Annotated in this window: 31 protein-coding genes; 25 read left to right on the top strand and 6 right to left on the bottom strand. The window is 51.2% G+C overall.

The genetic code is table 11. From position 1 onward, the window contains the following. Positions 1-132 precede the first annotated feature (132 nt). From J4F31_06605 to J4F31_06575, 7 genes are all read left to right on the top strand, one after another. Positions 133-627: a hypothetical protein gene (locus J4F31_06605; GenBank protein ID MCE2496229.1), complete on the top strand. Its 495-nt coding sequence runs from the start codon at positions 133-135 to the stop codon at positions 625-627. A 48-nt stretch (positions 628-675) separates the two neighbouring features. After that, the gene (locus J4F31_06600; protein MCE2496228.1) at positions 676-1521 is read left to right on the top strand and encodes a hypothetical protein; all 846 of its coding nucleotides are present in this window, start codon (positions 676-678) and stop codon (positions 1519-1521) included. Between the two features lie 42 nt (positions 1522-1563). Next, positions 1564-1881 (top strand): hypothetical protein, encoded by a 318-nt coding sequence (locus tag J4F31_06595; GenBank protein MCE2496227.1) that lies wholly within the window; start codon positions 1564-1566, stop codon positions 1879-1881. A 6-nt stretch (positions 1882-1887) separates the two neighbouring features. After that, positions 1888-2505: a T9SS type A sorting domain-containing protein gene (locus J4F31_06590; protein ID MCE2496226.1), complete on the top strand. Its 618-nt coding sequence runs from the start codon at positions 1888-1890 to the stop codon at positions 2503-2505. A gap of 234 nt (positions 2506-2739) precedes the next feature. Continuing rightward, positions 2740-3297, top strand: coding sequence for a sigma-70 family RNA polymerase sigma factor (locus J4F31_06585; protein ID MCE2496225.1), 558 nt, complete (start codon positions 2740-2742; stop codon positions 3295-3297). Next, positions 3287-4636, top strand: a complete 1350-nt coding sequence (locus J4F31_06580) for a PorT family protein (protein MCE2496224.1) — start codon at positions 3287-3289, stop codon at positions 4634-4636. Before J4F31_06585 ends, J4F31_06580 begins: the two co-directional genes overlap by 11 nt. Before the next feature lie 22 nt (positions 4637-4658). Beyond that, the gene (locus tag J4F31_06575) at positions 4659-5762 is read left to right on the top strand and encodes a PKD domain-containing protein (GenBank protein MCE2496223.1); all 1104 of its coding nucleotides are present in this window, start codon (positions 4659-4661) and stop codon (positions 5760-5762) included. A 146-nt stretch (positions 5763-5908) separates the two neighbouring features. Here the strand turns inward: J4F31_06575 and J4F31_06570 are convergent, their stop codons facing one another. Further along, the gene (locus J4F31_06570) at positions 5909-6088 is read right to left on the bottom strand and encodes a four helix bundle protein (GenBank protein ID MCE2496222.1); all 180 of its coding nucleotides are present in this window, start codon (positions 6086-6088) and stop codon (positions 5909-5911) included. Between the two features lie 162 nt (positions 6089-6250). Here J4F31_06570 and J4F31_06565 point away from each other — a divergent pair, with 162 nt between their 5' ends. The 5 genes from J4F31_06565 (at position 6251) to J4F31_06545 (ending at position 11306) form a co-directional block, all read left to right on the top strand. Further along, the gene (locus J4F31_06565; GenBank protein MCE2496221.1) at positions 6251-6511 is read left to right on the top strand and encodes a carboxypeptidase regulatory-like domain-containing protein; all 261 of its coding nucleotides are present in this window, start codon (positions 6251-6253) and stop codon (positions 6509-6511) included. Between the two features lie 12 nt (positions 6512-6523). Next, entirely contained in the window at positions 6524-8185 is a 1662-nt protein-coding gene (locus J4F31_06560; protein ID MCE2496220.1) for a PKD domain-containing protein, read from the top strand. A gap of 87 nt (positions 8186-8272) precedes the next feature. Next, the gene (locus J4F31_06555) at positions 8273-8731 is read left to right on the top strand and encodes an RNA polymerase sigma factor (GenBank protein MCE2496219.1); all 459 of its coding nucleotides are present in this window, start codon (positions 8273-8275) and stop codon (positions 8729-8731) included. Further along, on the top strand, positions 8728-10152 hold the full coding sequence (locus J4F31_06550) for a hypothetical protein (protein MCE2496218.1): 1425 nt from the start codon (positions 8728-8730) through the stop codon (positions 10150-10152). Before J4F31_06555 ends, J4F31_06550 begins: the two co-directional genes overlap by 4 nt. Beyond that, entirely contained in the window at positions 10149-11306 is a 1158-nt protein-coding gene (locus J4F31_06545; GenBank protein MCE2496217.1) for a hypothetical protein, read from the top strand. The genes J4F31_06550 and J4F31_06545 overlap by 4 nt, the downstream gene beginning before the upstream one ends. Positions 11307-11309: 3 nt before the next feature. On the opposite strand, the gene J4F31_06540 is transcribed toward J4F31_06545, so the two are convergent. Continuing rightward, the gene (locus J4F31_06540) at positions 11310-11816 is read right to left on the bottom strand and encodes an acetyl-CoA carboxylase biotin carboxyl carrier protein subunit (GenBank protein ID MCE2496216.1); all 507 of its coding nucleotides are present in this window, start codon (positions 11814-11816) and stop codon (positions 11310-11312) included. Between the two features lie 67 nt (positions 11817-11883). Between J4F31_06540 and J4F31_06535 the strand changes: the two genes are divergently transcribed. Next, complete coding sequence (locus tag J4F31_06535; protein MCE2496215.1) at positions 11884-14442, top strand: M1 family metallopeptidase; 2559 nt, start codon at positions 11884-11886, stop codon at positions 14440-14442. Between the two features lie 65 nt (positions 14443-14507). Here J4F31_06535 and rnhA read toward each other — a convergent pair whose 3' ends face one another. Continuing rightward, complete coding sequence (gene rnhA / locus J4F31_06530; protein MCE2496214.1) at positions 14508-14963, bottom strand: ribonuclease HI; 456 nt, start codon at positions 14961-14963, stop codon at positions 14508-14510. Beyond that, a complete protein-coding gene (locus tag J4F31_06525; protein ID MCE2496213.1) occupies positions 14960-15535 on the bottom strand; it encodes a phosphoribosylglycinamide formyltransferase in 576 nt (191 codons plus the stop codon). The genes rnhA and J4F31_06525 overlap by 4 nt, the downstream gene beginning before the upstream one ends. Positions 15536-15642: 107 nt before the next feature. Between J4F31_06525 and J4F31_06520 the strand changes: the two genes are divergently transcribed. The 9 genes from J4F31_06520 to J4F31_06480 all read left to right on the top strand — a co-directional run bounded on the left by J4F31_06520 (position 15643) and on the right by J4F31_06480 (position 21686). Beyond that, complete coding sequence (locus J4F31_06520; GenBank protein MCE2496212.1) at positions 15643-15876, top strand: acyl carrier protein; 234 nt, start codon at positions 15643-15645, stop codon at positions 15874-15876. A gap of 12 nt (positions 15877-15888) precedes the next feature. Next, the gene (gene fabF / locus J4F31_06515) at positions 15889-17139 is read left to right on the top strand and encodes a beta-ketoacyl-ACP synthase II (protein MCE2496211.1); all 1251 of its coding nucleotides are present in this window, start codon (positions 15889-15891) and stop codon (positions 17137-17139) included. Positions 17140-17143: 4 nt separating this feature from the next. Beyond that, entirely contained in the window at positions 17144-17866 is a 723-nt protein-coding gene (gene rnc / locus J4F31_06510) for a ribonuclease III (GenBank protein ID MCE2496210.1), read from the top strand. Continuing rightward, a complete protein-coding gene (locus J4F31_06505; GenBank protein ID MCE2496209.1) occupies positions 17866-18360 on the top strand; it encodes an IPExxxVDY family protein in 495 nt (164 codons plus the stop codon). The genes rnc and J4F31_06505 overlap by 1 nt, the downstream gene beginning before the upstream one ends. A 69-nt stretch (positions 18361-18429) precedes the next feature. Continuing rightward, positions 18430-19851: a pyruvate kinase gene (pyk, locus tag J4F31_06500; protein MCE2496208.1), complete on the top strand. Its 1422-nt coding sequence runs from the start codon at positions 18430-18432 to the stop codon at positions 19849-19851. A 131-nt stretch (positions 19852-19982) separates the two neighbouring features. Beyond that, positions 19983-20750: a M42 family peptidase gene (locus J4F31_06495; GenBank protein MCE2496207.1), complete on the top strand. Its 768-nt coding sequence runs from the start codon at positions 19983-19985 to the stop codon at positions 20748-20750. A gap of 154 nt (positions 20751-20904) precedes the next feature. Beyond that, a complete protein-coding gene (locus tag J4F31_06490) occupies positions 20905-21030 on the top strand; it encodes a 4a-hydroxytetrahydrobiopterin dehydratase (GenBank protein ID MCE2496206.1) in 126 nt (41 codons plus the stop codon). A 3-nt stretch (positions 21031-21033) separates the two neighbouring features. Then, the gene (locus J4F31_06485) at positions 21034-21132 is read left to right on the top strand and encodes a 4a-hydroxytetrahydrobiopterin dehydratase (protein MCE2496205.1); all 99 of its coding nucleotides are present in this window, start codon (positions 21034-21036) and stop codon (positions 21130-21132) included. Between the two features lie 50 nt (positions 21133-21182). Next, entirely contained in the window at positions 21183-21686 is a 504-nt protein-coding gene (locus J4F31_06480; GenBank protein MCE2496204.1) for a transcriptional regulator, read from the top strand. Positions 21687-21749: 63 nt separating this feature from the next. Here the strand turns inward: J4F31_06480 and pheS are convergent, their stop codons facing one another. After that, positions 21750-22775: a phenylalanine--tRNA ligase subunit alpha gene (gene pheS, locus J4F31_06475; GenBank protein MCE2496203.1), complete on the bottom strand. Its 1026-nt coding sequence runs from the start codon at positions 22773-22775 to the stop codon at positions 21750-21752. Positions 22776-22832: 57 nt separating this feature from the next. On the opposite strand from pheS, the gene J4F31_06470 reads away from it, so the two are divergent. Further along, entirely contained in the window at positions 22833-23186 is a 354-nt protein-coding gene (locus tag J4F31_06470; protein ID MCE2496202.1) for a hypothetical protein, read from the top strand. Here J4F31_06470 and J4F31_06465 read toward each other — a convergent pair. Continuing rightward, a complete protein-coding gene (locus J4F31_06465; GenBank protein ID MCE2496201.1) occupies positions 23180-23524 on the bottom strand; it encodes a hypothetical protein in 345 nt (114 codons plus the stop codon). The two genes, J4F31_06470 and J4F31_06465, sit on opposite strands and share 7 nt — an antisense overlap. Positions 23525-23570: 46 nt before the next feature. On the opposite strand from J4F31_06465, the gene J4F31_06460 reads away from it, so the two are divergent. Both J4F31_06460 and J4F31_06455 read left to right on the top strand, forming a co-directional pair. Further along, positions 23571-24128: a CvpA family protein gene (locus J4F31_06460; protein MCE2496200.1), complete on the top strand. Its 558-nt coding sequence runs from the start codon at positions 23571-23573 to the stop codon at positions 24126-24128. An 831-nt stretch (positions 24129-24959) separates the two neighbouring features. Beyond that, on the top strand, positions 24960-25640 hold the full coding sequence (locus tag J4F31_06455) for a hypothetical protein (GenBank protein MCE2496199.1): 681 nt from the start codon (positions 24960-24962) through the stop codon (positions 25638-25640). The last annotated feature ends 115 nt before the right edge of the window (positions 25641-25755 follow it).

Below are 25755 nucleotides of genomic sequence, written 5' to 3'. Positions count from 1 at the left end.
TTGATACCTACAAAATACAGCCCTTTGGGCAGCGCTCCTTTTTTATGCCTCAGAAAAATTTATTTTGGACGGGTGTGAACCAACTACGATCGACCTGCCGATGCGGTTCCCGGTGCCGCCAAAGCGCTCGAAATGTGGAGCTATCAGGGGGCATATCCAAGTGAATCTCTGCCTGCGGCAGGATGGGCAACCGCGTTCCACGAACGAGCTGAACGTTTGGCCGTGAGCCGCAACACACGAAATAACAGCACCCAGCCCTGGGAAGCCATGGGGCCTTGGAATACAGCCGGCCGAACCCTTGCCATCGAGATCAATCGCCCCAATCCAAGCACTATGTACGTTGGAAGCACCTCGGGCGGACTCTGGCGTACGCGCTCCGGGGGCGATGGAGCGGCCGCATGGGAACGCGTCACCACCGGATTCCCGGTTCTCGGCGTTTCAACCGTTCGCATCGCACCCAGCGATACCGGCATCATGTACATCGGAACAGGTGAAGTGTATAACCCGGGTGGAGCCGGACTCGATCCGTGGTTGCGACCGTTTAAAGGGTCGTACGGTATTGGAATATTGAAGTCGACCGACGGCGGACAATCATGGGGCAAGGCACTCGACTGGACCTACGATTAGGGCCGTGGAGTCAATGACATCGCTATTGATCCGTTCGATCCCAATATCGTGTATGCCGCGACCACGGCCGGAATCTATAAAACCTCCGACGGCAGAACCACGTGGAGCCAGGCCCATTCGGCCATTATGGGAATGAGCCTGGCCATTAATCCGGTTGACACCGATACCCTCTATGCAGCCCACGGGAACTTCTTTAGTCCGGGCCGGGAAATTTACCGGAGTTACGATGCCGGAGGTACTTGGACCCTTTGCACCAGCGGCCTACCCAACACCTTTGGAGGAAAGATCCACCTCGATCTCTTCGAACGCGATCCCCGAATCATTTACGCCGGCATCGGAAACACACGCCTCCAAACAGGTACGGCATCGTGGTTGTGTAAATCCTCCGATCACGGACAAACCTGGAACACGATCTCAACGGCCGATTACACCCTTTGGCAAGGTTGGTTTTCGCACGACGTGGCCATCCATCCGGTCGATAGCAACAAACTGTTCGCTGTGGGGGTAGAATGCCGTTTTTCTACCGACGGTGGTTCAACGCTCTATCAGGCCGCATCGAATGGCCTTACCCTTGGAACTCCACCGATAGGAGGTCCCGATGGAGGAAACAATTATATCCATTCTGATATACATGAAGTTGAGTATCATCCGACCCACCCCGACACGGTGTATTTCGGAACGGATGGTGGTGTGTTCCGCCGTGTCGGTTTCGACATGGAATCCATAAACGGGGGTATGCAGACCACTCAGCTTTACAATGGAACGAGCACCGGTACTCCGGACACCTTGTTGTACATCGGAGGGCTACAGAACAATAGTACTGTTGTTTGGACTGGTTCGCCGGCCTGGCAAAGGGTTCTCGGAGGCTACGGCAGCTATACCGGCCTGCCGTAAGACGGGGTACCGCATAGGCTCGTGAGTTATCAAAATTTGAACATGCCCACTTTGGACCCGGCCGGAAATTGGCTAAGTGTCATTAGCCTGCCCGATAATGGTCTTACGGCATTCATAGCACCCTACCGAATCTGCCCTACGGACAACGATCGTATCTACGCCGGCCGCGACCGGATCTACCTCAGCTATGACGGAGGTCAAAGCTGGACACCCACCGGGCGGTCTTCTTTCGACGGCAATTTCATTGCAGACATAGCGGTGAGTCCACAGAACTCGGACGTGGCCGTTTGCGCCACCGGGCCGGTAAATTTTCCGCATCACATTTACATGACCAACAACGGAGCCGGCAGTTGGATTTAGGCCGATATGAGCGCGCTACCCGATCGTTATCCGACCGACTTGGCCTTCCATCCCAACAACGATAGTATCATTTATGTTACCTATTTGGGCTTCGGTAGCGGACATGTTTTCGTAACCGAGGACTTCGGTCAAAGCCGGATGGATATCACGGGCTCGCTCCCCGATATCCCCACCAACGCCATCGCCGTGGATCCGGATTACCCGCAAGTACTATACGTCGGCAACGACTTGGGGGTGTACATGAGTGAGGATTATGGAAGTACCTGGAACTCCTTTCAGATGGGGCTGCCCGAAGCTGTGATCGCCATGGACCTCGTTGTGAGCCGGCCTAATCGAAAGCTGCGGTTGGCCACACACGGCAATGGAGCCTATCAGCGCAACATGCCACTGCCGACCAATATTGGTGCCGAGGAACCCATCGCGCCGCAGGCTCAGATATACCCCAATCCCTTCGCGGATCGTTTGAATATAGAGGTGCCTCGCGGCACGAAGGTCGCCGTGATCGATATGCAGGGCCGCGTGGTGTACCGAGGTGTCCCCGGCACTCTGGAGACGTCGGCGTGGCCGTCGGGGGCCTATGTTGTGCACTGGGAAGGGCAGAGCAGGCGAGTCGTCAAGCAATAATTATTCACATTTTACCCAACCTATGTTGATAAGGGGCCGTACTTACTATAAATCATGGCTCCTTTGTCCGAGAACCGCCATGAATCTGCCCGCTTAAAAAATGGGTGGAAAAGCCCCGCAAACGACCGGCTGTAGGGGGAAGCAACGTTTTTTAAGATGCTGATTTTTCAGTAGATTGGGATTAGGTTTGGAAAGACGGGCCGTCCGGTCGACGGCTCGTCCTTTCTTTGGACAATGGAAATTGATAGTGAACTCATAGAAAAGTGTATTGAGCGTGATCAACGCGCTCAGTATACCCTGTACCGCAAGTGCTACGGCATCTTGATGGGTACCTGTTTTCGCTATGCGGACCAAAAAGTCGATGCCGAATCGCTGTTGAATTTCGCGTTCTGCAAGATTCTCATGAATCTGGAAAAGTACAAACCCGAAGTCCCCTTTGAAGCCTGGATACGCCGAATTACGATCAATACGATCATCGACGAGTTCAGAAAGCAGAAGAAATACCGGGAAACGCATTCGTACCCCGATGAATATTTACCTGACGGGCACGTGGATATGAATATGGCCGACGCCCATTTTCAGGCGGAGGAATTGAAGAAGCTGATCTTGCGGTTGCCGCGGGTTTCGCAGAAGGTGTTCAACCTGTATGTGATCGACGGGTACAAACACGCTGAGATCAGCGAGATGCTGAAGATCTCCGAAGGTACGAGCAAGTGGCACTTGTCGCACGCGAGAAAGTTGTTGAGGAAAATGATCAAAGAAGAACTAAAGGATATTCGCATTGACTTATAAGGAACTCGATAAGTTATTTCGGGAGAAGTTCGCGGCTGTAGACCGCGAATTTCAAGAGTCCTCTTGGGATAAGGCGAAAGCCTTGATCGAGAAGGAAGACCCGGCCGTGGTCGACGACTTGGTACGACGCAAATTCGCCGCACAGCGATTTGCCTTTAACGAGGGATCGTGGATAGCCGCTAAGGGAATGGTCGACAGTATGTATCGCCGCATGTGGATTCGCGATATCGCTATGCGCGTTGGAGTCTTTGCGGCCGTGCTGGCTATTTCATTCGGGGCCGATTCATTGGTTTCGAGTAATGTTTTTGGCATCGATATGCCAAAGGGCCGGCCGGCTGTGAACTTTGTGGCTAACGAAGTGGAATTGGACCGCGAAGGTTTAGCGACCAGCGAGACGAACGAAGCTGAAACTGAATCCGGAATCGAGAACGAAGCGGATTTAAAAAGGACGGATGAAGAATTTCGATCGGTCCGTGGGCCAGGTGGTGGCACAGGTACGCCGATCGCTACTAACGACGAAAAGAGCACCAGCTCTGGTAGTCCGTCTGAGTCGATCGCCATGGCTGAAGCTGATGGGGCCGACGAAGGTGTTTCCAACGAAACCGAGATCGCAGAGCAGGCCGAAGTAACGGAGCTTGAGCCTGAGGAGCTTGAGGAGGAGCGGGGAGAGTCTCGCCCACCGAGTGCTCGTCCATCGGCACCTGGAATGTTCAACCCCATAAAAGGGAAATCGAGCTATTTCGGTTTCACCATGGGCGCACGGGTATATGAGGATTTTGCCAGTGCCGAGACCGGGCAGGTGCAGATCTCGCCTACGGTCGGATTCAGATACGCGTACATGTTCCACCCGAAGTTGTCGCTCAATGTCGGTGCGCTTTACTCGTACCGCAGATCGACCCAAACGGGACATGAGTTCGCCGGAGCATCGTATAGTTTTGGGGCCCATAATCACTCGATGAAAATGGTGTCTTCAGTTATGTATCAGGCCGATATCCCACTCTACTTGCGCTATCAGGTGGCTCGTGGCCACTTCGTATATACGGGAGGGTATGCTTCGATCACGATGGCGAGTAAAAACGAAACGGCTAGTTTGACCACGGCTCCGTATGCCGGAGATGTTTCCAACGACGACGTTGCTTGGGGACATATGCCGGGAATGCGCTATTGGGGTTATGGCGTGATACTCGGCTACGACCTGCGCATCAATGAGAACTGGCAGATCGGACTCCGCGGCCGGTGGGGTCTGGTCGATTGGAGCGAGGATGATGTTATTGTTGACAGTCCTTACGACCGAAATAAAGAGATCAAACTTTTGATCGAATATCGCCTCAACGATTAAGATGAACCATAGACTCTCCATAATGATCATTGCCGTCGTCCTTTTCGCCTGTGAAAAGGACGTGGAAACGCCCAACTGGAAGCAAGATCCTGTTTTTTGGTTCAGTGCGGATATCAATGGAATGAGTTACAAGACCCAGGCGGGTGTTAATGACTATTACATGTACGCGGGTTTCAAGGATAGCGCCAGGCTACCGCGCGAGCATTATGGTCGCCTTACTATTCAGGACTGCCCTACATGCCCGAACAATATTGAGCTGAGGCTGAGGAATTACGTGGTTGGGGAATTATTCAATCCGGACAGTTCGTTCAAGATCGGGGCACATCCGTTTTTAGAGCCTTATGCACCGTTACAGGCGAATGCCCGTGTGATACAATTCGAAGCTCGGCTCGACAGTTCCCATGGTCAGGCACCACAGGTGTACTGGGACTTTGGTGACGGACAAACGAGCACGGACCTGAACCCCATGCATATATATGACCTGACGACTGCGCCGACCATAGTAACCTGTAGCCTGTACGTTGCCTATACGAGCGGTTGTACTACATCGAGTTATCAGAACATTACATTGAGGTCTTCTTGTTACGCGAACTTTGAAGCTGATGTTACCGGATATTCGGTTCAGTTCGCTTCGTCCGTTCAATCGGATACTGCCGTTGACTATAGTTGGGATTTTGGCGACGGGTATTACTCGAGCGAAGATTCACCATCGCATCAATACGCCACCGCGGGCATTTATAGCGTGAAGCTCACCATCACCGACCAGAGCTCGGGGTGCTCTTCGAGTTATCGAAGAAAAGTCAGCGTAGGGTCGAGCCTGTGCAACGGCAATTGCCACTACGAGCCGGTAACCCTGCACGTTAACAACGATTGGGCGCAAAAACGCCACATGGCTCTCGACTACCTCGATGCGCACGGACAACTTTGGAGCTCCGCATATGCCCCTCAGCCCGACACGAGCTCGTTATTGATCGAGCGAACAGAGCCCTACTTAATCAACGAAATGGGGAATCCGACCTACAAGATCGAAGGTGTGGTCAACTGTTTGCTGTTCTTACCGGATCTTTCGGACACACTCGTCGTGAAACAAGGAACCTACGCCATAGGTATGGCCTACGAATCCTAAGCCGCACGACGATCTTTAAGACTGCGCCGAAGTCCATAGATCATATACCCCAGCTGACGCAGCTTCTCATCGAGCTCGTGGACGATGGTCTCGTCGATCCACTCGAGCTGCTTGGCCAATTCGATCCGAGACCTGCAACTGTAGACCTAGGAAGTGGCTTTACTTAAATAATCGATGAACTCTGGGTTCTTATGAATGGTACCCAAGGCGATTTGGCTCATAGTATTGATACAATCGCGTCGTATATCGCGCAGCAGATCGTGTTTGTCGCTTTCGTCAAGACCCTCAGTGGCCCGATGAATTTCAACGGCGAAGTCCCTGGACATTTTCCATACGGTGAAGTTTTCAAAATTTCTCATGCTGAAAACTACTCCCACTCAGGGACTTAGAGTGGCCCTCTGTGCCAAGGAATAAAAAACATCGAAAAAATTTAGCCTGAACTAACCCCGGCGTAAAAGAAGGCGTACCTCCAACAAAACAAACGCATTATGAAAAGAATCATTCTCTCTTTTGTCGCTTTGATGCTCGTGACGACCTCGTGGGCGCAAGGATTTCTTTACACGGTGAGCGGTTCTGTAACGGACTCCAACGGAGCGCCAATTGCCAACGAGCCGGTTGTGATCGTTGACTCCTTGTCTCAGCCTCCCATTTTTGCGATCGCCGTAACGGATGCTCAAGGAAATTATTCGGCAAACCTACAAGGGCCATTACAAATGGTCGTGGTCGCCGTGAATGACTGTAACGGTTAACTCTACTCACAGTTGGTCTCCTTTAACGGGCAAACCACCGGTACGGCTGATTTCGTGCTCCCTTGTGGTGGCGGAACAGCCGGTGGCGGAACAGGCGGTGGTGGTCCGGGAGGAGAGGGACCTGGCGGTGGTGGAAACACCATTTGCGATGCCGAATGGATCGTTTTGCCTGATTCAATGGCAGGTGGTGCCGTATTTATTCCTCTATTCAGTGATTCTAGCGTAACCTACGCTTGGGACTTTGGTGACGGAAATACCTCATCGGCCATGTTCCCTTCGCACACCTACTCGGCGAATGGAGTTTACTTTGCCTGTTTGACCATTACTGATGGAGCGGGCTGCTCAGATACCTACTGCGATTCTGTACTTTATCCGGTGACCTTCCCGGGCGGAGGCGGAACGGGTGGTGGTACCGGAAGAGGTAATCCTGGCGGTGGCGGCACCGGCGGTGGCGGTGGAAACTTCCCCGGCCCATGTGATGCCATGTTCTTCGCAGCCGGAGATACTTCGTTATTGATCGATCTATTCCCTTTCAACTGGGACTCTACCCTGACCTATTCATGGGACTTTGGAGATGGAAACACCTCTAGCCAGATGTACCCACAGCACACCTACACTACTCAAGGAACCTACACGATCTGCTTGATCGTGTCAGATGCCTCTCAAAACTGTGCGGACACTATTTGTCAACAGATCGCCGTACAGCAATTGACCGGCCCATGGGGTCCCGGAACTGGCAGTGGTGGCCCATGGAATCCTGGTGGTGGCCCTAGATCGGGTGGAAACTGGGGTGCTTGTGACGCCTTCTTCATGCCACTTACCGATAGTAGCCGTACAGCTGACTTCTTTCCAGCCGTTATGGATAGCATGATGATCTATTCATGGGACTTCGGAGATGGAGCCACGAGTAGCTCCATGACACCGACCCACACCTACGGTGCTCCGGGAGCGTACATCGTATGCCTTACGGTAACGGGTCAAAGTATCTTTGGGCCTTGCACGGCATCGTTCTGTCAAACCGTGGTTGTACCATTTGACAGTACGTTGTGTGGTTCTTGGAACCCGGGATACGGCTACCTTGGAGGCGGGAACGGTGGACCCATTATCATTACCCCTGGTTGCGGAGGCCCAATGAGTCCTTGTTCGACCATGTTCATGCCGTTCCCGGACACCATTCCGTTGAGCTACTACTTCGTGCGCTTATCACTCGATACCACGATAGCATATTCATGGGATTTCGGAGACGGAACTACTTCGGCCGACGTACTTCCTAACCACTTATATAGTGCTCCGGGAACTTACCCCGTGTGCTTAACGGTAACAAGAAACGGATGCACCGATACATTCTGTGACACCATTACTGTGACGAACGCCACTTGGACGGGCGGGAGCTTTGCTCCGGTTTCATTGGGCGAGTCATCGATTCAGTACCTGAACGCCTATCCTAATCCGACCATCGGACAACTGCAACTGAACTTTGCCAGCGACCGTACGGATGAGGTTTCGATGCGGGTCATCGATATGTCGGGCCGAACGTTACTCGATACATACACATCGGCCCGCGAGGGCCAGAACCAAGAGCAGCTCGACCTGAGCGGTGTACCGGCGGGAACTTACATCTTGCAGGTGATCCAAGGGTCTAGCGTTGACTACTTGCGTATCGTAAAGCAATAAATGGACGTAGCACCGGAATTAATAAAAAAGTGTCTCCATGAAGACCGCAAAGCACAGTTCTAGTTATATCGGCTGTGCTTTGCCTTCATGATGCGCATTTGCTTCCGGTATACGAAACAACGAGCCGATGCAGAGGCCTTGCTGAACCTCGCGTTTTGCAAGGTGCTCTTCGGTCTCGAGAAGTGCGATCCACAATATCCTTTCGGCGCTTGGCTCAAGCGAATAACGGTCAATACGGCCATCGACGAGTACCGAAAGAATGCGCGCCGGATCGAAAGTTATCCCGAAGGAGTGGTTGAAGATACCTTCAATGATTTTGACCCCTTGAATCAGCAATTCGCCGCAGAGGAACTCATGCAAATGATCCGCGAATTGCCGGAGCAAAGTCGACAGATCTTCAACTTATGCGCTATCGACGGGTACATGCATAAAGAAATCAGTGAAATGCTCGGCGTGGGCATCAGCGCGAGTAAATGGCACGTGGCCAATGCGCGAAAGCTGCTTAAGGCTCGGATGTACGAACAAAAGAAAATGGCTGCCAAGTGAGCGACCAGGAATTCGATAAACAGTTTGAAGACGCTGCGAATGAGCAGGACTTCCTCTTTTCCATGAGTTCATGGGATAAGGCGGAGGCTATTCTCGATCGCAACGATCCCAGATGTGTGGATGCGGCCTTAGCGGCCGGAATCGCATCTGCGGATTTCCAGGCCACGGAAGCTGGTTTCGAGTCGGCCATGAGCCGATATTCAGCCATGAAGACCCGCCGTCGTCGCCGTAAATTTGCGTGGTGGACCGGAGCGGCATTGGTGGCGATCCTGCTGACCATCGGAGGAATGCAGTGGATTGGTGGTGGAGATACGGCAATAGCGCCAGCAACAACACCGGCTTCAACAACCGAAAAAAATGAGGAATCGGGAATAGAGGAGCCTACGAGAAAAAGTATAGAGGTGGAGTCAAAATCAGAGCCTAACGCTCATGAGATTGCAGGTGATGCAGCATTAGAACAGAGCTCGGGAACTCAGGCCGATGAGAAGGACTTGCCTTCTGGTCAAAATCTTCCGGCTAATACCCTTAATCCCCCAACAACAGCTTCAATTGAGGATAAAACAGGAGGCGTGGAGCTCGCTACCAACGGAAGTATAGACAACCCGGCCGAAATGCCCGCTGTAGACGTCGTTGAGCATACTCTTCCGTTATTGCCAGATGCAGTAAGCGAATGTAACCTTCCTAATTATTTAGTTGAATTGGAAGCTATTGAGCCAAGAGCAATTCCGACAGATGAAAACAACGACGTTCAACAAATATTGGTCAATAGTGATTTCGATGTTCCCGCCTCCAAAAAAGGCGTAAGCCCAGAAGGCGTGCACGACTGGGCCCTCATCGCAGCGGGCCGATCCATGCGCTTGGCGGATGTGCCGGATGGATTCGACCTAACGAAATACTCACCGGAATTTGGTGTGCGGTATGCCCGACGCCTCGATGACCAATTTAGCTTTGAAACGGAACTTACCGGTTATTTCATTGCCGGAACTCAAGGGTCGGTGACCTTTGCACGCTCGGTATATGGAATGGGCGAAGCAACACAAGTGCGGTATATCGAGGCGGGCCAATCGCTTCAGCTCGAAGTCCCGGTGCGCATTCGCTATCGCCTCGCGGACCGACACTTCATGGCCTGTGGGCTCAGTGTGACCTACATGCTGCCCGCACAAGTAAAGGTTTCCGAAGAACTTCAGGAGTGGTACGATGTCGAACAGCTCGACAGTTACCAAACTTATGGATATGTCTACGGCATGCGCCGCTGGAACATCAGCTGGTCCGTGGGCTACCAATTCAGGCTTAATGAGCACCTATCGCTGAATACGGCCGTAAATTATTATATACTTGATCGCGATCTACTCGATTCCGAAGCCCTGGCTCCGGTGCCCTGGCAAGTGCGCGTTGGGGTGCATTACAGCTTATTCCGATGAAACACATAGGCTCCATATTGTTCTCTCTTTGTTTGCTGCTCCTGGTGGGCTGCGCAGATGAGATCGGCCCATATGACCCCGGGGATCCGGCACCGGCGCCTGTTTTTACCATGACGGCCCTGATCGATGGTGACTCCGCCCATATGGTCGCCGGAGCCAATGGATATCGGATGACCACCAACCGAACACCCGACACCTCTATTGTTGGTGGATCCGTTTTGAGCGGTGAAATGCACGATCCCGATTGTCCGGGGTGTGGTCCTGAAATGCGCATTGCGCTCATTCATCGCCCCCAAACGCCAGCAGGAGCTTTGGTCGATTCGGCCCTTCAGCCCGGTATCGTGGTTATGAATCCGCCCATCGACAATACCCCCATTCTTTCGAAAACCCTATCCTTCGAATATGTTGGGCCGACAGGTCCAACAGGACCTAACGCGGTACTTTGGGACTTCGGCGACGGCAATACAGGTCAAGGCACCATAGTACAACACACCTATGATATTGGCCCCGGAACGCCCTTCTTTACTCAAGTCATCTGCACGGTCATGAGCCCGGGAGGTTGTATTGGCACGCATGCGAATGTCATCAATTTGAATGCTTCACAATTCTTTGAAGTAAACGTGCAGCAAACCGGTGCTTCACCCACGGTGCAGGTCGATGTACAACCCAAAATTATCAACGGCGGAAACATCATCATCGACATGGGTGACGGATCGCCTCCACAACCGAGCTGGAACGTAACGCATACCTATCAAACGAATGGCGTTTTCAATATCACGGTGTTGTTCTCGGCCATCGACAGTACGAACTTCTTCGTTTATGAACGACCGATTACGATCGGATTTACACCCGGTTTTTGCATCGCGCCGTTTACCTATGAAAAGGTTTCTAATTCACCCCCAACGCCTGCGCGGTCGCGAGAGATCGCCATTCGCTACAAGGACGGACAAGGAAATGAGTACGTTTCTTCGCCGATCCTGGGCGGACAAACACAACAGGTGGAATTGACCAACTACACCGCGTTCAAAGAAAATGAACACGGCGATATGGCATACGTCGTTGAAATGGAAACGGACTGCTGGCTGTACGAAGTCAACGGAACCGATTCGATTCGTCTCGAACAAGGAGTATTTCAGTGGGGATTCCCCTATTGAAGCTTAAGCGAACTCGACCAGAACCTGATTCTTCTCTACAGCATCGCCATTCGACACCTTCACCGATTTCACGGACCCGTCAACGGGCGATTTGATCACGTTCTCCATCTTCATCGCCTCCAAAACGAGTAAGGGCTCGCCCGCTTTTACCTCGGATCCCACTTTGGCTTCAACGCGCAAGACCAGTCCCGGCATCGGGGCCTTGATCTCATTCACCGCAACAGTGCCCAAATTGTTTAATCCGAGTTGACGCAATAGCTGGTCAAAACGGTCGCGAACTTCAACCTTATAGCGGTTGCCGTTCACCCTCAGGGTAATTTTCTTGGCGTCCATATCGGCTTCGAGGACTTCCACGCGGAACGACTTATGCTCCATCAATACGTGGTAGCGTCCAGGGCCTTCACTGACTTCATCGAGCCGAAAAGACTTACCGCTCATGGTACCCTCGTGGTTCGACCCCTCTTCGAATTCGACTTCGTAGGTCGTGTCGTTGACGATGCTTTTAATCATGCCTCTAAAGTACAAAACAACAGCTATAAAAAGTCGGTTATATTTGTCCGAAATAACAGACCTTCACATGAAGAAATGGATTTTGCCCGCCCTAGGGGCCTTTTTATTTGCCGCCTGCGGCGGGATGAAGAACACCGAAACAGTAATGCTAGATGAGGTCGAGATCACAGAATCCGTGGTCGCCCAGCGACCGATATATCAAGCCGAAGTCACAAAGAAGTTCGACCTGATCCATACCAAACTCGACCTCAAATTCGATTGGGAAAACCAACATGTCATCGGGCGTGCCTGGCTCGATGTATCCCCTTGGTTCTACTCTACTGACCACTTTCAGGTTGAAGCAAAAGGGTTCGACCTGTACAAGATTCAACTGATCGAGGATACCGTCAAAACCGACCTCGAATATACCTACGATGACCTCGAGATCGATATCGTCCTGGGGAAGGAATTTTCTCGCGACGATACCTTAAAGATCTACATCCAGTACGTGGCAAAGCCCAATGAGCTCGACCGAATTGGGTTCGACGCCATTGCCGGTGCTAAGGGGCTCTACTTCATAAACCCCGCCGGAACAGAAAGAGACAAGGCCACACAACTCTGGACGCAGGGCGAGACTGAATCGAACAGCTGCTGGTTTCCCACGCTAGATAAACCGAATCAGAAAATGAGTCAGGAAATTTTCCTGACCGTAGATCAGAAGTACACCACACTTTCGAACGGAACACTGGCGTACAGCGTCGAGAATAACGACGGTACTCGACTCGATTACTGGAAGCAGGACCAACCGCATGCACCGTATTTGGTGATGCTCGGCGTTGGGCCTTTCAAAAAGGTCACCGACACCTGGCGCGAAAAAGAAGTGAGCTACTACGTTGAAGAGGAGTACGAACCATATGCCCGTACCATCTTTGGAGAAACACCTGATATGCTCGAGTTCTTTAGCAATGTCCTCGGGGTTGAATACCCTTGGGACAAGTACGGTCAAATTATCGTGCGCGATTACGTGTCGGGGGCCATGGAAAATACTACGGCCACCATTCACGGCGAATTCGTTTACCAAGACGACCGCACCGTTCTCGATCGCCCACAGCACGACATCATCGCCCACGAATTGTTCCACCAGTGGTTCGGGGATCTGGTCACCTGCGAGAGCTGGTCGAACCTCCCGCTGAACGAAAGTTTTGCGGTTTACGGCGAATACCTCTGGCGCGAACACGCCTATGGAGTCGAAAGCGCCGACTACCACCTTTGGGGCGAGCTCAAAAGTTATTTAGGGGAATTTGAACGCGGTAAGCAAGTCGATATGATCCGTTTCAACTACACCAATAAAGAGGCGATGTTCGACAATCACTCCTACGCAAAAGGAGGACGCATCTTGCACATGCTGCGGAACTACCTCGGCGACGAGGCTTTCTTTGCCGGACTCGAAAAATACCTGCGCAACAAGGAATTCCAACCAGCGGAAATGCACGACCTGCGATTGGCCATGGAAGAAGTGACCGGAGAGGATCTCAACTGGTTTTTCAACCAGTGGTTCTTTTCATCGGGCCACCCGCAACTCGAAGTGGAATACGCCTACAGCGACTCAACGAATGAGCAAATCGTTCGCGTAAAGCAGACGCAAAACCTCGAAACCACGCCACTGTACTACCTCCCTGTGGCCATTGACGTGTACTCAAGTGATCGGGTAACGCGTCACGAAGTGGTCATCGACGAAGGTGAAGAGGAGTTCCGATTTAAGGTTGACACTAGAGCCGACCTCGTTAATTTCGACGGGGATCGCATGTTGCTTGCTCAAATTGAGGACAACCGCTCAGCGGACGACTACAAAAAGCTCTACAAGATGGGCGCAATACTCATGGACCGAATCGATGCGCAAGCGGCACTGCTCGCCAGTAACGATACTGCAGTCATTACGGAGACGATCATAGCCACCCTGAACGATTCACACGAATACCTGAGAATTCAGGCACTGCAAGCTATGGATCGGGCCGACTCATCCAAGGCACTCGCACTCAAATCGAACGTAAAGGAAATGGCCTACGAAGACGAAGAATCTTCGGTTCGAGCCGCCGCGGTAGGAGTCATGTCGAATGTTTACGGCGAAACCGATAACGAGTTTTACATCGCTCGGTTGAACGACCCATCGTACAGCGTTGATGCTGCTGCATTGAACGGATTGGCTAGCAAGAACGCAGAAATGGCACTCAGTCAAGCCCGCAAGTTGGGTCCCGACGCTAAGTCGAACCTCATTACCGCATGTATGCGCGTGATCGCCGACCACAGAGCAAAACAAGATGCGCCTTTCATGAAGGCCAAAGCGATGGAGTCTAGTGGGTATTCTGCCGTTTCACTGCGTGGCATCTACGCCGACTACCTCGCCGGTCAAGATGAAAACGTGATCGCCGACGGTTATACGGTCTTGGCCGATGCGGCGCGGAACGATTCGCGCTGGTACCTTCGATACGCCGCCATGAGCAACCTCGAAAGCCTCCGCGACGCTCTTCAGGAGCGAAGTGACGAAGGCGAATGGGTAAATTCCATGGTCGAACGACTCGGGAACGAGATGGCCGCCATCAAGGCCGCAGAGACTCATCCGCGGCTCAAGAGCTACTGGAATCGATAAAATTAGCGGAAAGCACTCGGCTGAGTGCCTTTAAAGCGGTGATTTATGGCCCTACGGGCCGATGATCAACCGTTGGTCTCGTACCAACTATCGATCTTTAGGCCGGGCTGTTTTCCGGCTTCCACGGCGAGTCGGTCGCACCGTTCATTTTGCGGATGATCGTTGTGTCCTTTGATCCAGCGAAATTTGACCTTGTGCTTGGGGTAAATGCGCAAAAAACGACGCCATAGGTCTTCGTTCTTTTTGCCCTTGAAGTCCTTTTTGACCCAGTTGAAGACCCAGCCTTTTTCAACGGCGTCAACCACGTACTTGCTGTCGCTCCATACGGTAACATCGCTATTGGGGATCTTCAAGCTCTCCAACCCAACGATCACTGCGAGTAGCTCCATCCGATTATTGGTGGTTCGTCGAAATCCTTCCGAAATTTCCTTGCGGTGTTTTCCGGCCTCGAGGACTATTCCGTAGCCTCCGGGACCGGGGTTTCCACTGGCGGCACCGTCGGTGTAGAGGTTTATCTTCATGAATTGTCTTTTATCACCTGCTCGATAGTAGGCGGGAAATGGGCGTATTCGAGCTCGTGAATGCGTTCGGCCAGGGAGTCGGGAGTGTCGTCGGAATTCACAGGACAAGTGAACTGGGCGATCACGACTCCTTCATCGTACCGCTCATTAACGAAGTGAATGGTAATACCGGACTCTGATACTCCATCGGCCACGACGGCGCGGTGAACGTTATCGCCATACATCCCATTCCCGCCGTAGGCGGGCAACAAAGCCGGATGGATATTGATCATTTTACGCTCAAAGCTCTCTACGAGGTACGAGGGCACAAGCCAGAGGAATCCGGCTAAAATGATGTAATCGGTTTCGAAATCGCGCAGTACTTTGAGCATGTAATCGGGGTTTCGAAACTTTTCGCGGTTGAATACGCGTCCAGGAATTCCCAGGCGGTCGGCCCGGTCTAGGACCCCGGCATTGGGGTTGTTGGTCAGGATCGCTCGGACCTCTATTTCAGGGTGATTCTCGAAGTATCGCACGATGTTTTCGGCGTTCGATCCCGATCCGCTGGCGAATATGACAAGTGATTTTGACATAGGGCAAAATTCGCTTTTTTTGGATAAAGGGGAACCAAGTTGTTCAGACAGCTTATATTTGCGGAATATTTAGTTATTTGCATACTAACTGCTAAACCTATAGAAACATGTCTGACATTGCATCACGTGTGAAAGCAATCATCGTTGATAAACTCGGAGTTGACGAAAACGAAGTTACTCAAGAAGCGAGCTTCACCAACGATTTAGGAGCTGACTCACTGGATACCGTTGAGCTGATCATGGAATTCGAAAAAGAATTCGACATCCAGATTCCAGACGATCAAGCTGAGAACATCGGTACAGTAGGCGAAGCCATCAAGTACATCGAAGAAGCAAAATAAGCCTCCATTTATATGGAACTGAAGCGAGTTGTGGTCACCGGTATGGGGGCCCTCACGCCGATCGGGAATAACCTTGCCGAGTATGGGGAAGGATTGACGACCGGTAGAAGTGGGGCGGCACCCATCACCAAATTCGACGCTTCCAAGTTCAAGACGCAGTTTGCCTGCGAGGTCAAGAATTTTGACCCGTTGGAGCATCTTGATCGTAAAGAAGCGCGAAAAATGGATCCGTTCACCCAGTACGCGTTGGTGACGGCCGAAGAGGCGATGCAGGATTCAGGCATCGACCTAGAGGCCATCAATCACGATCGCGCCGGGGTGATCTGGGGTTCAGGTATTGGTGGGTTCTTGACCTTCAGCCAGGAGACCGAGAACTATTTCGAAGGGGACCGCACTCCGCGTTTTAACCCGTTCTTTATTCCCAAGATGATCATCGATATCGCCGCCGGACAAATTTCCATCAAGTATGGATTCCGCGGCCCTAATTTCGCTACGGTTTCGGCCTGTGCGAGTTCGTCGAACGCGATCATCGATTCATTCAACTACATCCGTATGGGTAAGGCCGATATCATGGTCACCGGTGGCTCAGAAGCTGCTGTGGTCGACTCCGGTATCGGTGGATTCAACGCCATGTACGCCTTAAGCACTCGGAACGACGATCCGGCAACGGCGTCGCGTCCGTTCGATAAGGATCGCGATGGTTTCGTTCTCGGAGAGGGAGCCGGAGCGCTCATTCTCGAGGAGTACGAGCATGCGAAAGCACGTGGAGCCAAGATCTATGCGGAGGTAGCCGGTGGTGGGATGTCGGCCGATGCACATCACCTTACTGCTCCACATCCAGAGGGACTCGGAGCCAAGAATGTGATGCTCTATGCACTGGAAGATGCCGGAATGTCGCCTGATGAAGTGGACTACGTAAACGTTCACGGTACCAGTACTCCCTTGGGAGATATCGCGGAAACCAAGGCTATTCAGCAGGTATTTGGCGAGCAAGCATATAAATTGAATATCTCTTCGACGAAGAGTATGACGGGACACTTGCTCGGAGCGGCCGGAGCGGTCGAAGCCATTGCCTCGGTATTGGCCATGAAGCACGGTATGGTTCCTCCAACGATCAACCATTTTACAGATGATCCGGACTTGGACGATAAGTTGAACCTGACGTTCAACACGGTTCAGAAACGCGAGATCAGGGCGGCGTTGAGTAACACTTTCGGATTCGGAGGGCACAACGCATCGGTTCTCTTTAAAAAGGTGGACTGACCAAATGAAGCTCCTGAACATATTTAAAGAGAATCCCCGTCTTGAAGAAGATGGGGGTTTTTTTGACCGACTCAAGAAAGTCCTTGGGTTCGCGCCCAAAAACTTGGCCCTTTACCATCAGGCTTTTTCGCACAGCTCCTATGTCCGCGGTAAAGACGAAGATCACAATGAGCGGATGGAGTACCTGGGCGATGCCATTTTAGACGCCGTGGTGTCGGACTACCTTTATCATAAATACCCCGAAGAAGACGAGGGCTTTTTGACCCAGAACCGATCGAAGATCGTGAGTCGTAAGAGTCTGAATCGCTTTGCCGAGGAATTGGAGCTTGAACCGATGATCCGCCAGAACCTCGACCAAAGCCAGTGCTCTCGCCACTTGCTCGGGAATGTTATGGAAGCGCTGGTCGGCGCGATTTTCTTAGATCGAGGATACGAGGTGGCCGATACCTTCATTCGCGACCGCATGATCGCCCGCTTTGTCGATGAAGGTGAACTGCATCAGGAAGTATTGAGCTACCGAAGTGTCATACACGAATGGGCTCAGAAATCTCGTGTAGAATTGGAGTTCGAGATTGAAGACGCTTCGGGCCCAAGTCACGACCGTACGTACAAGAGCACATTGATCATTGATGGAGAAAAGGCAGGAGATGGTTCGGGGTCGAGTAAGAAATCGGCCAAAGAACAAGCGGCTAAAGTCGCCATTGAGAAACTCGGAATCCAGATCTGATGGGTGCCGCCAAACTCACACTAGAGCTCGATTACGACTACGACTTTTATCTATTGGGAATTCGCAGCGACCTAGCCGACTACCGTTTGGTCTATTTCCTCAATCGCGATCTAGAAGTACGGATGAAGCGTAGCGAACGGGATCTGTTACTCGAAGGACTTAAAGGGGCCGCGCCAACACAATACACCTATTTTGAGCACGAAGAAGCCGATATGGACCGCGATTGGTTCTTGGCATCGAATCGGGGTAGCCAGTTACTTCCCAGCGCCGACGAGGGCTTATTCTCGGGCCAGGAAGAAAGTTACCGAACAGAGTACTTGCTTCCCGAGCTGAAGACCTTTGACTATTTATTGGTGGTACACGGACTTCTGGGAGGCCATCAAGAAGAGCGACTACAAACGCTGGTTCGCAACGTTCCCGGGGTGCTGGCCATCAAGAACGTGGACCCCGAACAACTAAAGCACCGCGATCATCTACTTTTTCTCGATCAGTAGGGCTTTACTCACCTAACGAGGAGTGTGTTTAAATTGGTTAATTTGCGCTCTTCGCAACATGAACCGAATATGATTACCAAATGTAAAGTCGTGGCCACTTTAGGACCGGCCATCTCGGACCGCGATGTCATGCGCGACATGATTCAAGCAGGCGTCAATGTGTTCCGAATCAACTTTTCACATGCCAGCCATGAGGTCGCCAAACAGAATGTCGACCAAATACATTCACTGAACGATGAACTCGGTAGCAATGTGGCTATATTGGCCGATCTCCAAGGCCCCAAGCTCCGCGTTGGAGTTGTGAAAGAAGGGACCTTCGTTAAGCCCGGAGGCGAGCTAATGATGACCACTAACGAATGCGAAGGAGATGGCACGCGAGTGTTCATGACCTATCAGCAATTCCCTCAGGATGTAAAGCCGGGAGAACGCATTTTGCTCGACGACGGAAAACTTGTTTTTGAAACGGTTGAGACCAACGGAAAAGACGAAGTTAAGGTCAAGGTGATCCAAGGAGGCCCTCTAAAATCCAAGAAAGGGGTAAATCTGCCCAATACCAAGATCTCCCTTCCTTGCCTTACGGAGAAGGACATGAAAGACCTTCATTATGCGCTTGATCTGGGGGTGGAGTGGGTTGCTATAAGTTTCGTCCGCCAGGCCGAAGACGTCATGGAGCTCAAATCGATCATTCGCGATCGTAAATCCAGTGCCAAGGTTATTTCGAAGATCGAGAAGCCCGGAGCCGTTGCCGATATCACGCGAATCATCAAAGAAACGGACGCGCTTATGGTAGCGCGCGGCGATTTAGGTGTGGAGATCCCCATGCAGGGAGTTCCACTCATTCAAAAAATGATCACCCAGAAAGCGCGGGCCTACAGCAAACCCGTTATCATCGCTACCCAGATGATGGAAAGCATGATCGACGGTCTTACCCCAACTCGCGCCGAGGTGAGCGATGTGGCCAACTCAGTACTTGACGGAGCCGATGCCATGATGTTATCGGGCGAGACCTCTGTGGGTAAATATCCGGTCGAGGTGATCAAGAACATGAAAAAGATCATCGCCCATGTCGAAGAATCGAGCCAGATACAACGCGAAGAGTATCCTCCTTTTGACCACAGCGACGAGCGATACGTCAGCGACAGCATCTGCTACAACGCGAGCCGAATCGCCGACCAAATCGGAGCTAAGGCGGTTTTGACCAATACACATTCCGGTTATACGGCCTTCAAGATCTCGAGCCATCGACCGAGAACAAATATCTACGTATTCACCCAGAATAGAACCATCTTGAACACTTTGAGCCTACTCTGGGGTGTGCAAGGTTTTTATTACGATGAATACCAAAGTACGGACCAAACCTTCCAGGATATCAAAGACATCATCGTTGAAGAAGGCTTGGCTCGTGAAGGCGACTTGATCATCAAGATCGCAAGTATGCCGATCGAAGAGCGCGGAATGACGAATATGTTGAAAATCAGTAAGGTAGAATGATCGAAGAACTCAATATACCCCTACTTTCGAAAGTTTTCGAAACCCCCGGAGCGCCCGGTTAAGAGTCGCGTATTCGCGAACTGATCCTCAGCGAAATTGACGGACATGTCGATGAGGTCAGCTTGGACAACATGGGCAATATCGTCGCCGTGAAAAAGGGGCGCGATAGCGGTAAAAAGGTCATGGTTCCCGCGCTCATGGACGAGATCGGGTTCATCGTAAATCATGTCGACGACAAGGGATTCGTTCGTTTTCACACCCTGGGGGGGGGGGGCGACCCGAAGACCCTCACCGCACAGCGCGTGATCGTACATGGGCGAAAAGATTTGCTCGGCGTCATGGGCAGCAAGCCCATCCACGTGATGAGCAATGAAGAGCGAAACAAGGTCACCAAGATCAAGGACTACTTCGTGGATCTCGGTTTACCCAAAGAGGAGGTTGAGAAACAAGTGCGTGTGGGCGATACGATCACTCGAGAACGCGACCTCATTGAGTTGGGCGACAACGTAAGTTGTAAGTCCATCGATAACCGCATAAGTGTCTACATGCTCATCGAAACTTTGAAGCACGCTAAAAACCTCGCCTACGACCTCTATGGCGTATTCACCGTACAAGAAGAGGCGGGGCTGCGCGGAGCCCATGTAAGTGCGCTCAAGATCCAGCCCGATTTCGGAATCAACCTCGACACCTCCGTAGCTTACGATCTTCCGGGAGCTGCAGCGCACGAGCGCATTACATCCATGGGCGATAGCGTAGGAGTAAAAGTTATGGATTCGGGCACCATTTGCGACTACCGCATGGTCGATTTTCTCCGTTCAACGGCTCAAGACAACGACATTAAACACCAAATGGAAGTGCTCACTGCCAAGGCACCGACACGGCCGGAATCCAGCGCATGACTCCGGGAGGATCCATCGCAGGTGCAATCAGTATTACTACTCGCTATCTCCATCAGGTTATCGAGATGGCGAACTAAAGCGACATCCTAAACGCTTTGAAGTTACTGGAAAAGGCCTTGGACGGTCTTGACCGGTACAATTGGAATTTTTAATTATGTGGAAAGAAGAACAAGGCCAATTGGTCCAACATTTTGAGTTCAAGGATTTCGTACAAGCCTTTGATTTCCTGAAAATGGTAGCCGATTTGGCAGAGGAACACGGCCATCATCCCGAGATCTAAAACGTGTATAACAAAGTGACGCTTAAGCTGAGCACACACGATGCCGGAAACAAGGTCACCGATAAAGATCGCCTACTTGCCGAGGCGATCAATCGGATTTAATACAGATAAGACCTTAGAAATGACTACCTTAGGAATCCAAACCCGCGTACATGCATTTTGAAGAAGCCAAGCAAAAGTTCCTGCAAGCGTGGGGAGCCTTGGGATCGAGCTGGGGCGTTCCCCGCACTATGAGCCAAATTCACGCGCTTTTACTCGTATCGCCCCGCCCAATGTCCACCGAAGAAATCATGGATGAACTGAACATCAGTCGCGGCAATTGCAACATGAATGTTCGGGCACTCATCGACTGGGGATTGGTTCAAAAGGAGCTCAAAGCCGGCCAGCGCAAAGAGTTCTTCGTAGCCGAAAAAGACATTTGGCAAGTCACTAAGCAGGTGATGCAGGAGCGCCGAAAGCGCGAACTGGAGCCGCTAGCTCGTATTCTGGATCAGGTAACGCAATATGAAGGCGGTGATCCACACGAAACTCAGGAATTCGATGAACGCCTCGAAGAGCTCAAAAAGATGAGTCAGAACGCCGACCGGCTCATGAACATGCTCATCAAGGCCGACGAAAACTGGTTCACCGGTTCCCTTTTAAAGTTGGTCAAGTAACAACGAAATCTGCGCCTACGGCGCGATGTTACCCATCCGGCCGCAGGCCGAAATCGCTCTGGACTAGTATATTCCCTCGGTAAATTGCTCTAAGAAACGAACGTCGTTTTCGAACAACAGGCGGATGTCCGGAATTTGGAATTGCTGCAGGGCGATACGTTCAATGCCGATTCCAAAGGCGAATCCGGTGTATACTTCCGGATCGATGCCCACGTTTTTCAGGACATTCGGATCCACCATGCCACAGCCCATGATCTCGAGCCATCCGGTGCCTTTGGTCATTCGGTAATCGACCTCGTTTTCAAGGCCCCACCAGATGTCCATTTCGGCGCTGGGTTCGGTGAACGGAAAGTAGCTGGGGCGCAGGCGAATTTTGGTTTCCTCGCCGAAGAATTCCTTGGCGAAGTACAATAGGGTTTGACGCAGATCGGCAAAGCTCACATCGCGGTCGATATAAAGTCCTTCGATCTGGTGAAAAATGCAGTGCGATCGCGCGCTGATGGCCTCGTTTCGGAACACGCGCCCGGGCGAGAGAATGCGTATCGGCGGCTGATTCTTTTCCATGTGACGCACCTGCACCGAACTGGTGTGCGTGCGGAGCAAGTAATCGGGGTTGCGCATCACGAAAAAGGTATCCTGCATATCGCGGGCCGGATGTTCTTCGGTAAAGTTAAGCGCGCTGAAGTTGTGCCGGTCGTCTTCGATCTCGGGACCTTCACTCAGGGTAAAGCCAATGCGCGAAAAGATCCCGATGATGCGGTTCTTCACAAGCGATACCGGGTGGCGCGCGCCCAGAGCAATAGGCTCAGGTGATCGCGTGAGGTCTAGGCCCGATGCGCCCGATAAACGCTCCGACTCCAAAGCGGTCTTGAGTTCGTCGACCTTAGCCTGAGCGGCATTCTTGAGCTCGTTAAGCCGCTGCCCAAATTCTTTGCGCTGATCAGGCGCAACATCCTTGAACGCCGCGAATAAATCGTTCATAACGCCTTTCTTGCCGAGAAAGCGCATTCTGAAGCTTTCGAGCTCCTCCTTGGTGCCGCCCGAAAAGGCCTGCACTTCCTCTAATAGCTCCTGTACACGACTCAACATGAATGTTCGTAATTATATGTATATTTGATCGGCAATATTACTAAATTCGAGGCGATTATGAAAAGCGGAAAGGTAGCCTTAGCTGTACTCTTAGCGGGCTTTTTAGGGATGGTGATGACAATGAGTTCGTGTAAGGAGGAGACCTTCTACAAGGCGAATGTCATCGTCGTTATTCAAGATACATTGGGTAACGAAACCCGTGTTCAAAACGCTTTTGTACGCCTTTATGCGCCTTGTACGGATTGTATCGTCGATACCCATGACATCACGAACGGCAACGGGGTAGCCAGTTTTGAGTTCCCTGCCAAAATGGTACTCAATATCGAAGTACAAAAAGGCGACCTCACAGGTTCGGGCTTCGTTAAGCTCGAAGAAGGCCAAACCGTCTCCGAAAAAGTGGCCATTCAGTAAATGCCCGACTCCTCGAAGTAAAGGACCAAAGCTTCTTTGACCAAAATATTTTGTTGCCCCGGTGAGAGCTGGGGCAATTTTTCTGTAGCCCTCCAGTGCGGCCAGCCCTCTTCATCCTCTCCCTCGAACTCGTAGTAGCCATATCGACTCAAAAGCCGACACAGCCCAATGTGCATTAAGTCGACCTTTTCGTCTTTTTTGAACCTCAGATAGCCCTGTCCGAGCTCATTCACGCCCACCAGGAACACGATCGCCGGAACATCCATTTCGTCGCCATCCGCAAAGCGATCGCTCAACTGCTTCACCAACCGATCCCACTTTTCCTTCAGTTCTTCCATGCCGTAAAGGTACTACCTACCCCCAAATTATCGTTACTTTCACGCCGTGCAAACACTCGACATCATTCTGATACTCCCTCTGGTTTGGGGCGCCTACCGCGGCTTCCGCAACGGATTCATCATTGAACTGTGCACCCTGGCCGCGCTCATCCTCGGTATCTGGGGCGCCATCCACTTCTCCGATTGGGTGGCCGAGTACCTGGTACAACAGGTCGATATCGAGCGTAAATACCTGCCCATGGTCAGTTTCGCCCTCACCTTTTTGGGCATTGTGATCGCCATTAATCTACTCGCCACACTGCTTACTACGCTCCTTAAAGCCGTCGCCTTGAACGGCATCAACCGCTTGGCCGGACTCGTATTCGGGGTCGTCAAATGGTCGTTCCTGCTCAGCGTACTGCTCTTTTTGTGGCGCCCCGTGCAAGAGGGGAGTTTGGATTGGCCCTCGCGGGCCGATAGGCAACAGAGCGTCCTCTATGAACCCATGGCCTCGCTGGCCCCGGCTTTCTTCCCCTATTTAGAAGAACTCGATTGGCGCAGTTGGTGGGAGAAAGAGTTTGATGACGTCAAACGCGATGTTGAAGATACCTTAAAGGAGCTGTAGAAGGAGGTTTTAAGTGGTATCAGTGGCGCTTCGCGCTAGCAGGGTTATCAGTGGCATAAGTTATATAAGTGGTGCTTCGCGCTATCCGTGTTATAATGTGGAGGTGAATTCTGCTTGGCAGAGTGAATTCGCGCCGAAGCCGCGAGTAAATCCCCGAAGGAGTAAAGCGTTCTTGACTCGCGGCTCGGCCGCGAATGGACTTATACGCATTATAAATTGTCTCGCACTTTGTGCGAATTCACTTCTCTTTCCTAACTAAGAACTCAAAATTAAGAACTAAGAACTGCCGCAATTCCCGGCAACTCTTTCCCCTCCAAATACTCCAGCATGGCACCACGACCGATGCGCACATAGCCTGCCTGACCGGCAATGGCTTCGTGCAAGGACAGGCGCCTTGCGGATTAGATAACAAGATATTAAAGCTTAATGGACTTGGGTAAGACTTCGGAGTAGGAGAACTAGAGCGCATGGCTTTGCGCGCAGCTGCTGGCGTTATGGCAGATTAATCGGCGCTAAATCATGCCAAAAGCTATAAAACACAGAATTAATTCATCCCTATAAAATAGAGACATCAACTTCAATAAAAACACCTGCCAAAATGGCAGGTTTTCAACTGTGACATAATGTTTGCGCGACAGTGAACATTTTAACATCCAACCTTGTAGAGGGATGAATTTGTATGTTTTGATTAGAGACCACAAATATACAAAATGTTAATAACTCTGCAAGTTGAGCAAATTTGTAGAGCATGGTAAATAATTGCCTTAACAGAAGAGCTCACTTCGGTAAAAAGAGCACGTCGAAATCGTCTAACCCGCAAAACCATTACGCATGAGAAGTGAGGTTAGAATGTCTGTCAATCCTTTAGCGGAATTTATGTCTGCTTCAGATGCCAAGAAGAATAGTATCATAAAGAGCCAGAAAAATCCGAGTACTTTTCGGGTAAGTTGGTATGTGAAATCCAAGTCAGCAATGACGAAGTTTTACAAAAACCCAGAGGATACGACTATACTTGAGGAGGTCCTTGAAGAGCTGAAAGCTCAAAAAACACAAACCAATTGGCAGCATCTGAACCGTAAAGGCTCAATTGATTTATTGGAGAGGTTTATTACGATGAAAGTACCTTCCGCATTAAAACGCGACGGAATAGATTTCATTAAAACCAAGAAAAGAGACTTTAAATATCAAGGAGTCGTGCTAATTGCTGATCCGAATTTGATTTTTAAAGTTCGCAGAGGTGATAAATGGCATTATGGTGCTGTTAAATTTCATACTTCCAAGACTGGAAAATTTGACCGAAGCAAATCAAGAAAAGTTGCAACGCTACTTATGATGTACCTAAGGAGTTTTGTTTCAGTGGAAGATCCTGACGCCCTAGTCGATCCTAGCATGTGTTTGTGCGTAGATGTCTTTAGTGGCACGATTACCACTGCGCCTTCGGATTCTGCTAAGATCGAATCGGAAATATCAAAGGCTTGTAAAGATATAATCAAGTTCTGGGATGCGGCCTAAATTGCGAGGGAGGTCTATTCGACCTCCCTTTTTTTATAAGGCTTAAGACCGGAACAATTGGATAGATTTGTTCTGTAATGCCTGTAAAATATAGCAAACTCAGCGATTACAAAAT

The sequence above is a fragment of the Flavobacteriales bacterium genome (assembly GCA_021296215.1).
GTDB lineage: Bacteria > Bacteroidota > Bacteroidia > Flavobacteriales > ECT2AJA-044 > ECT2AJA-044.
Note: the sequence above shows the minus strand (reverse complement) of the source record. Positions and strands in the feature narration are given on the sequence as shown.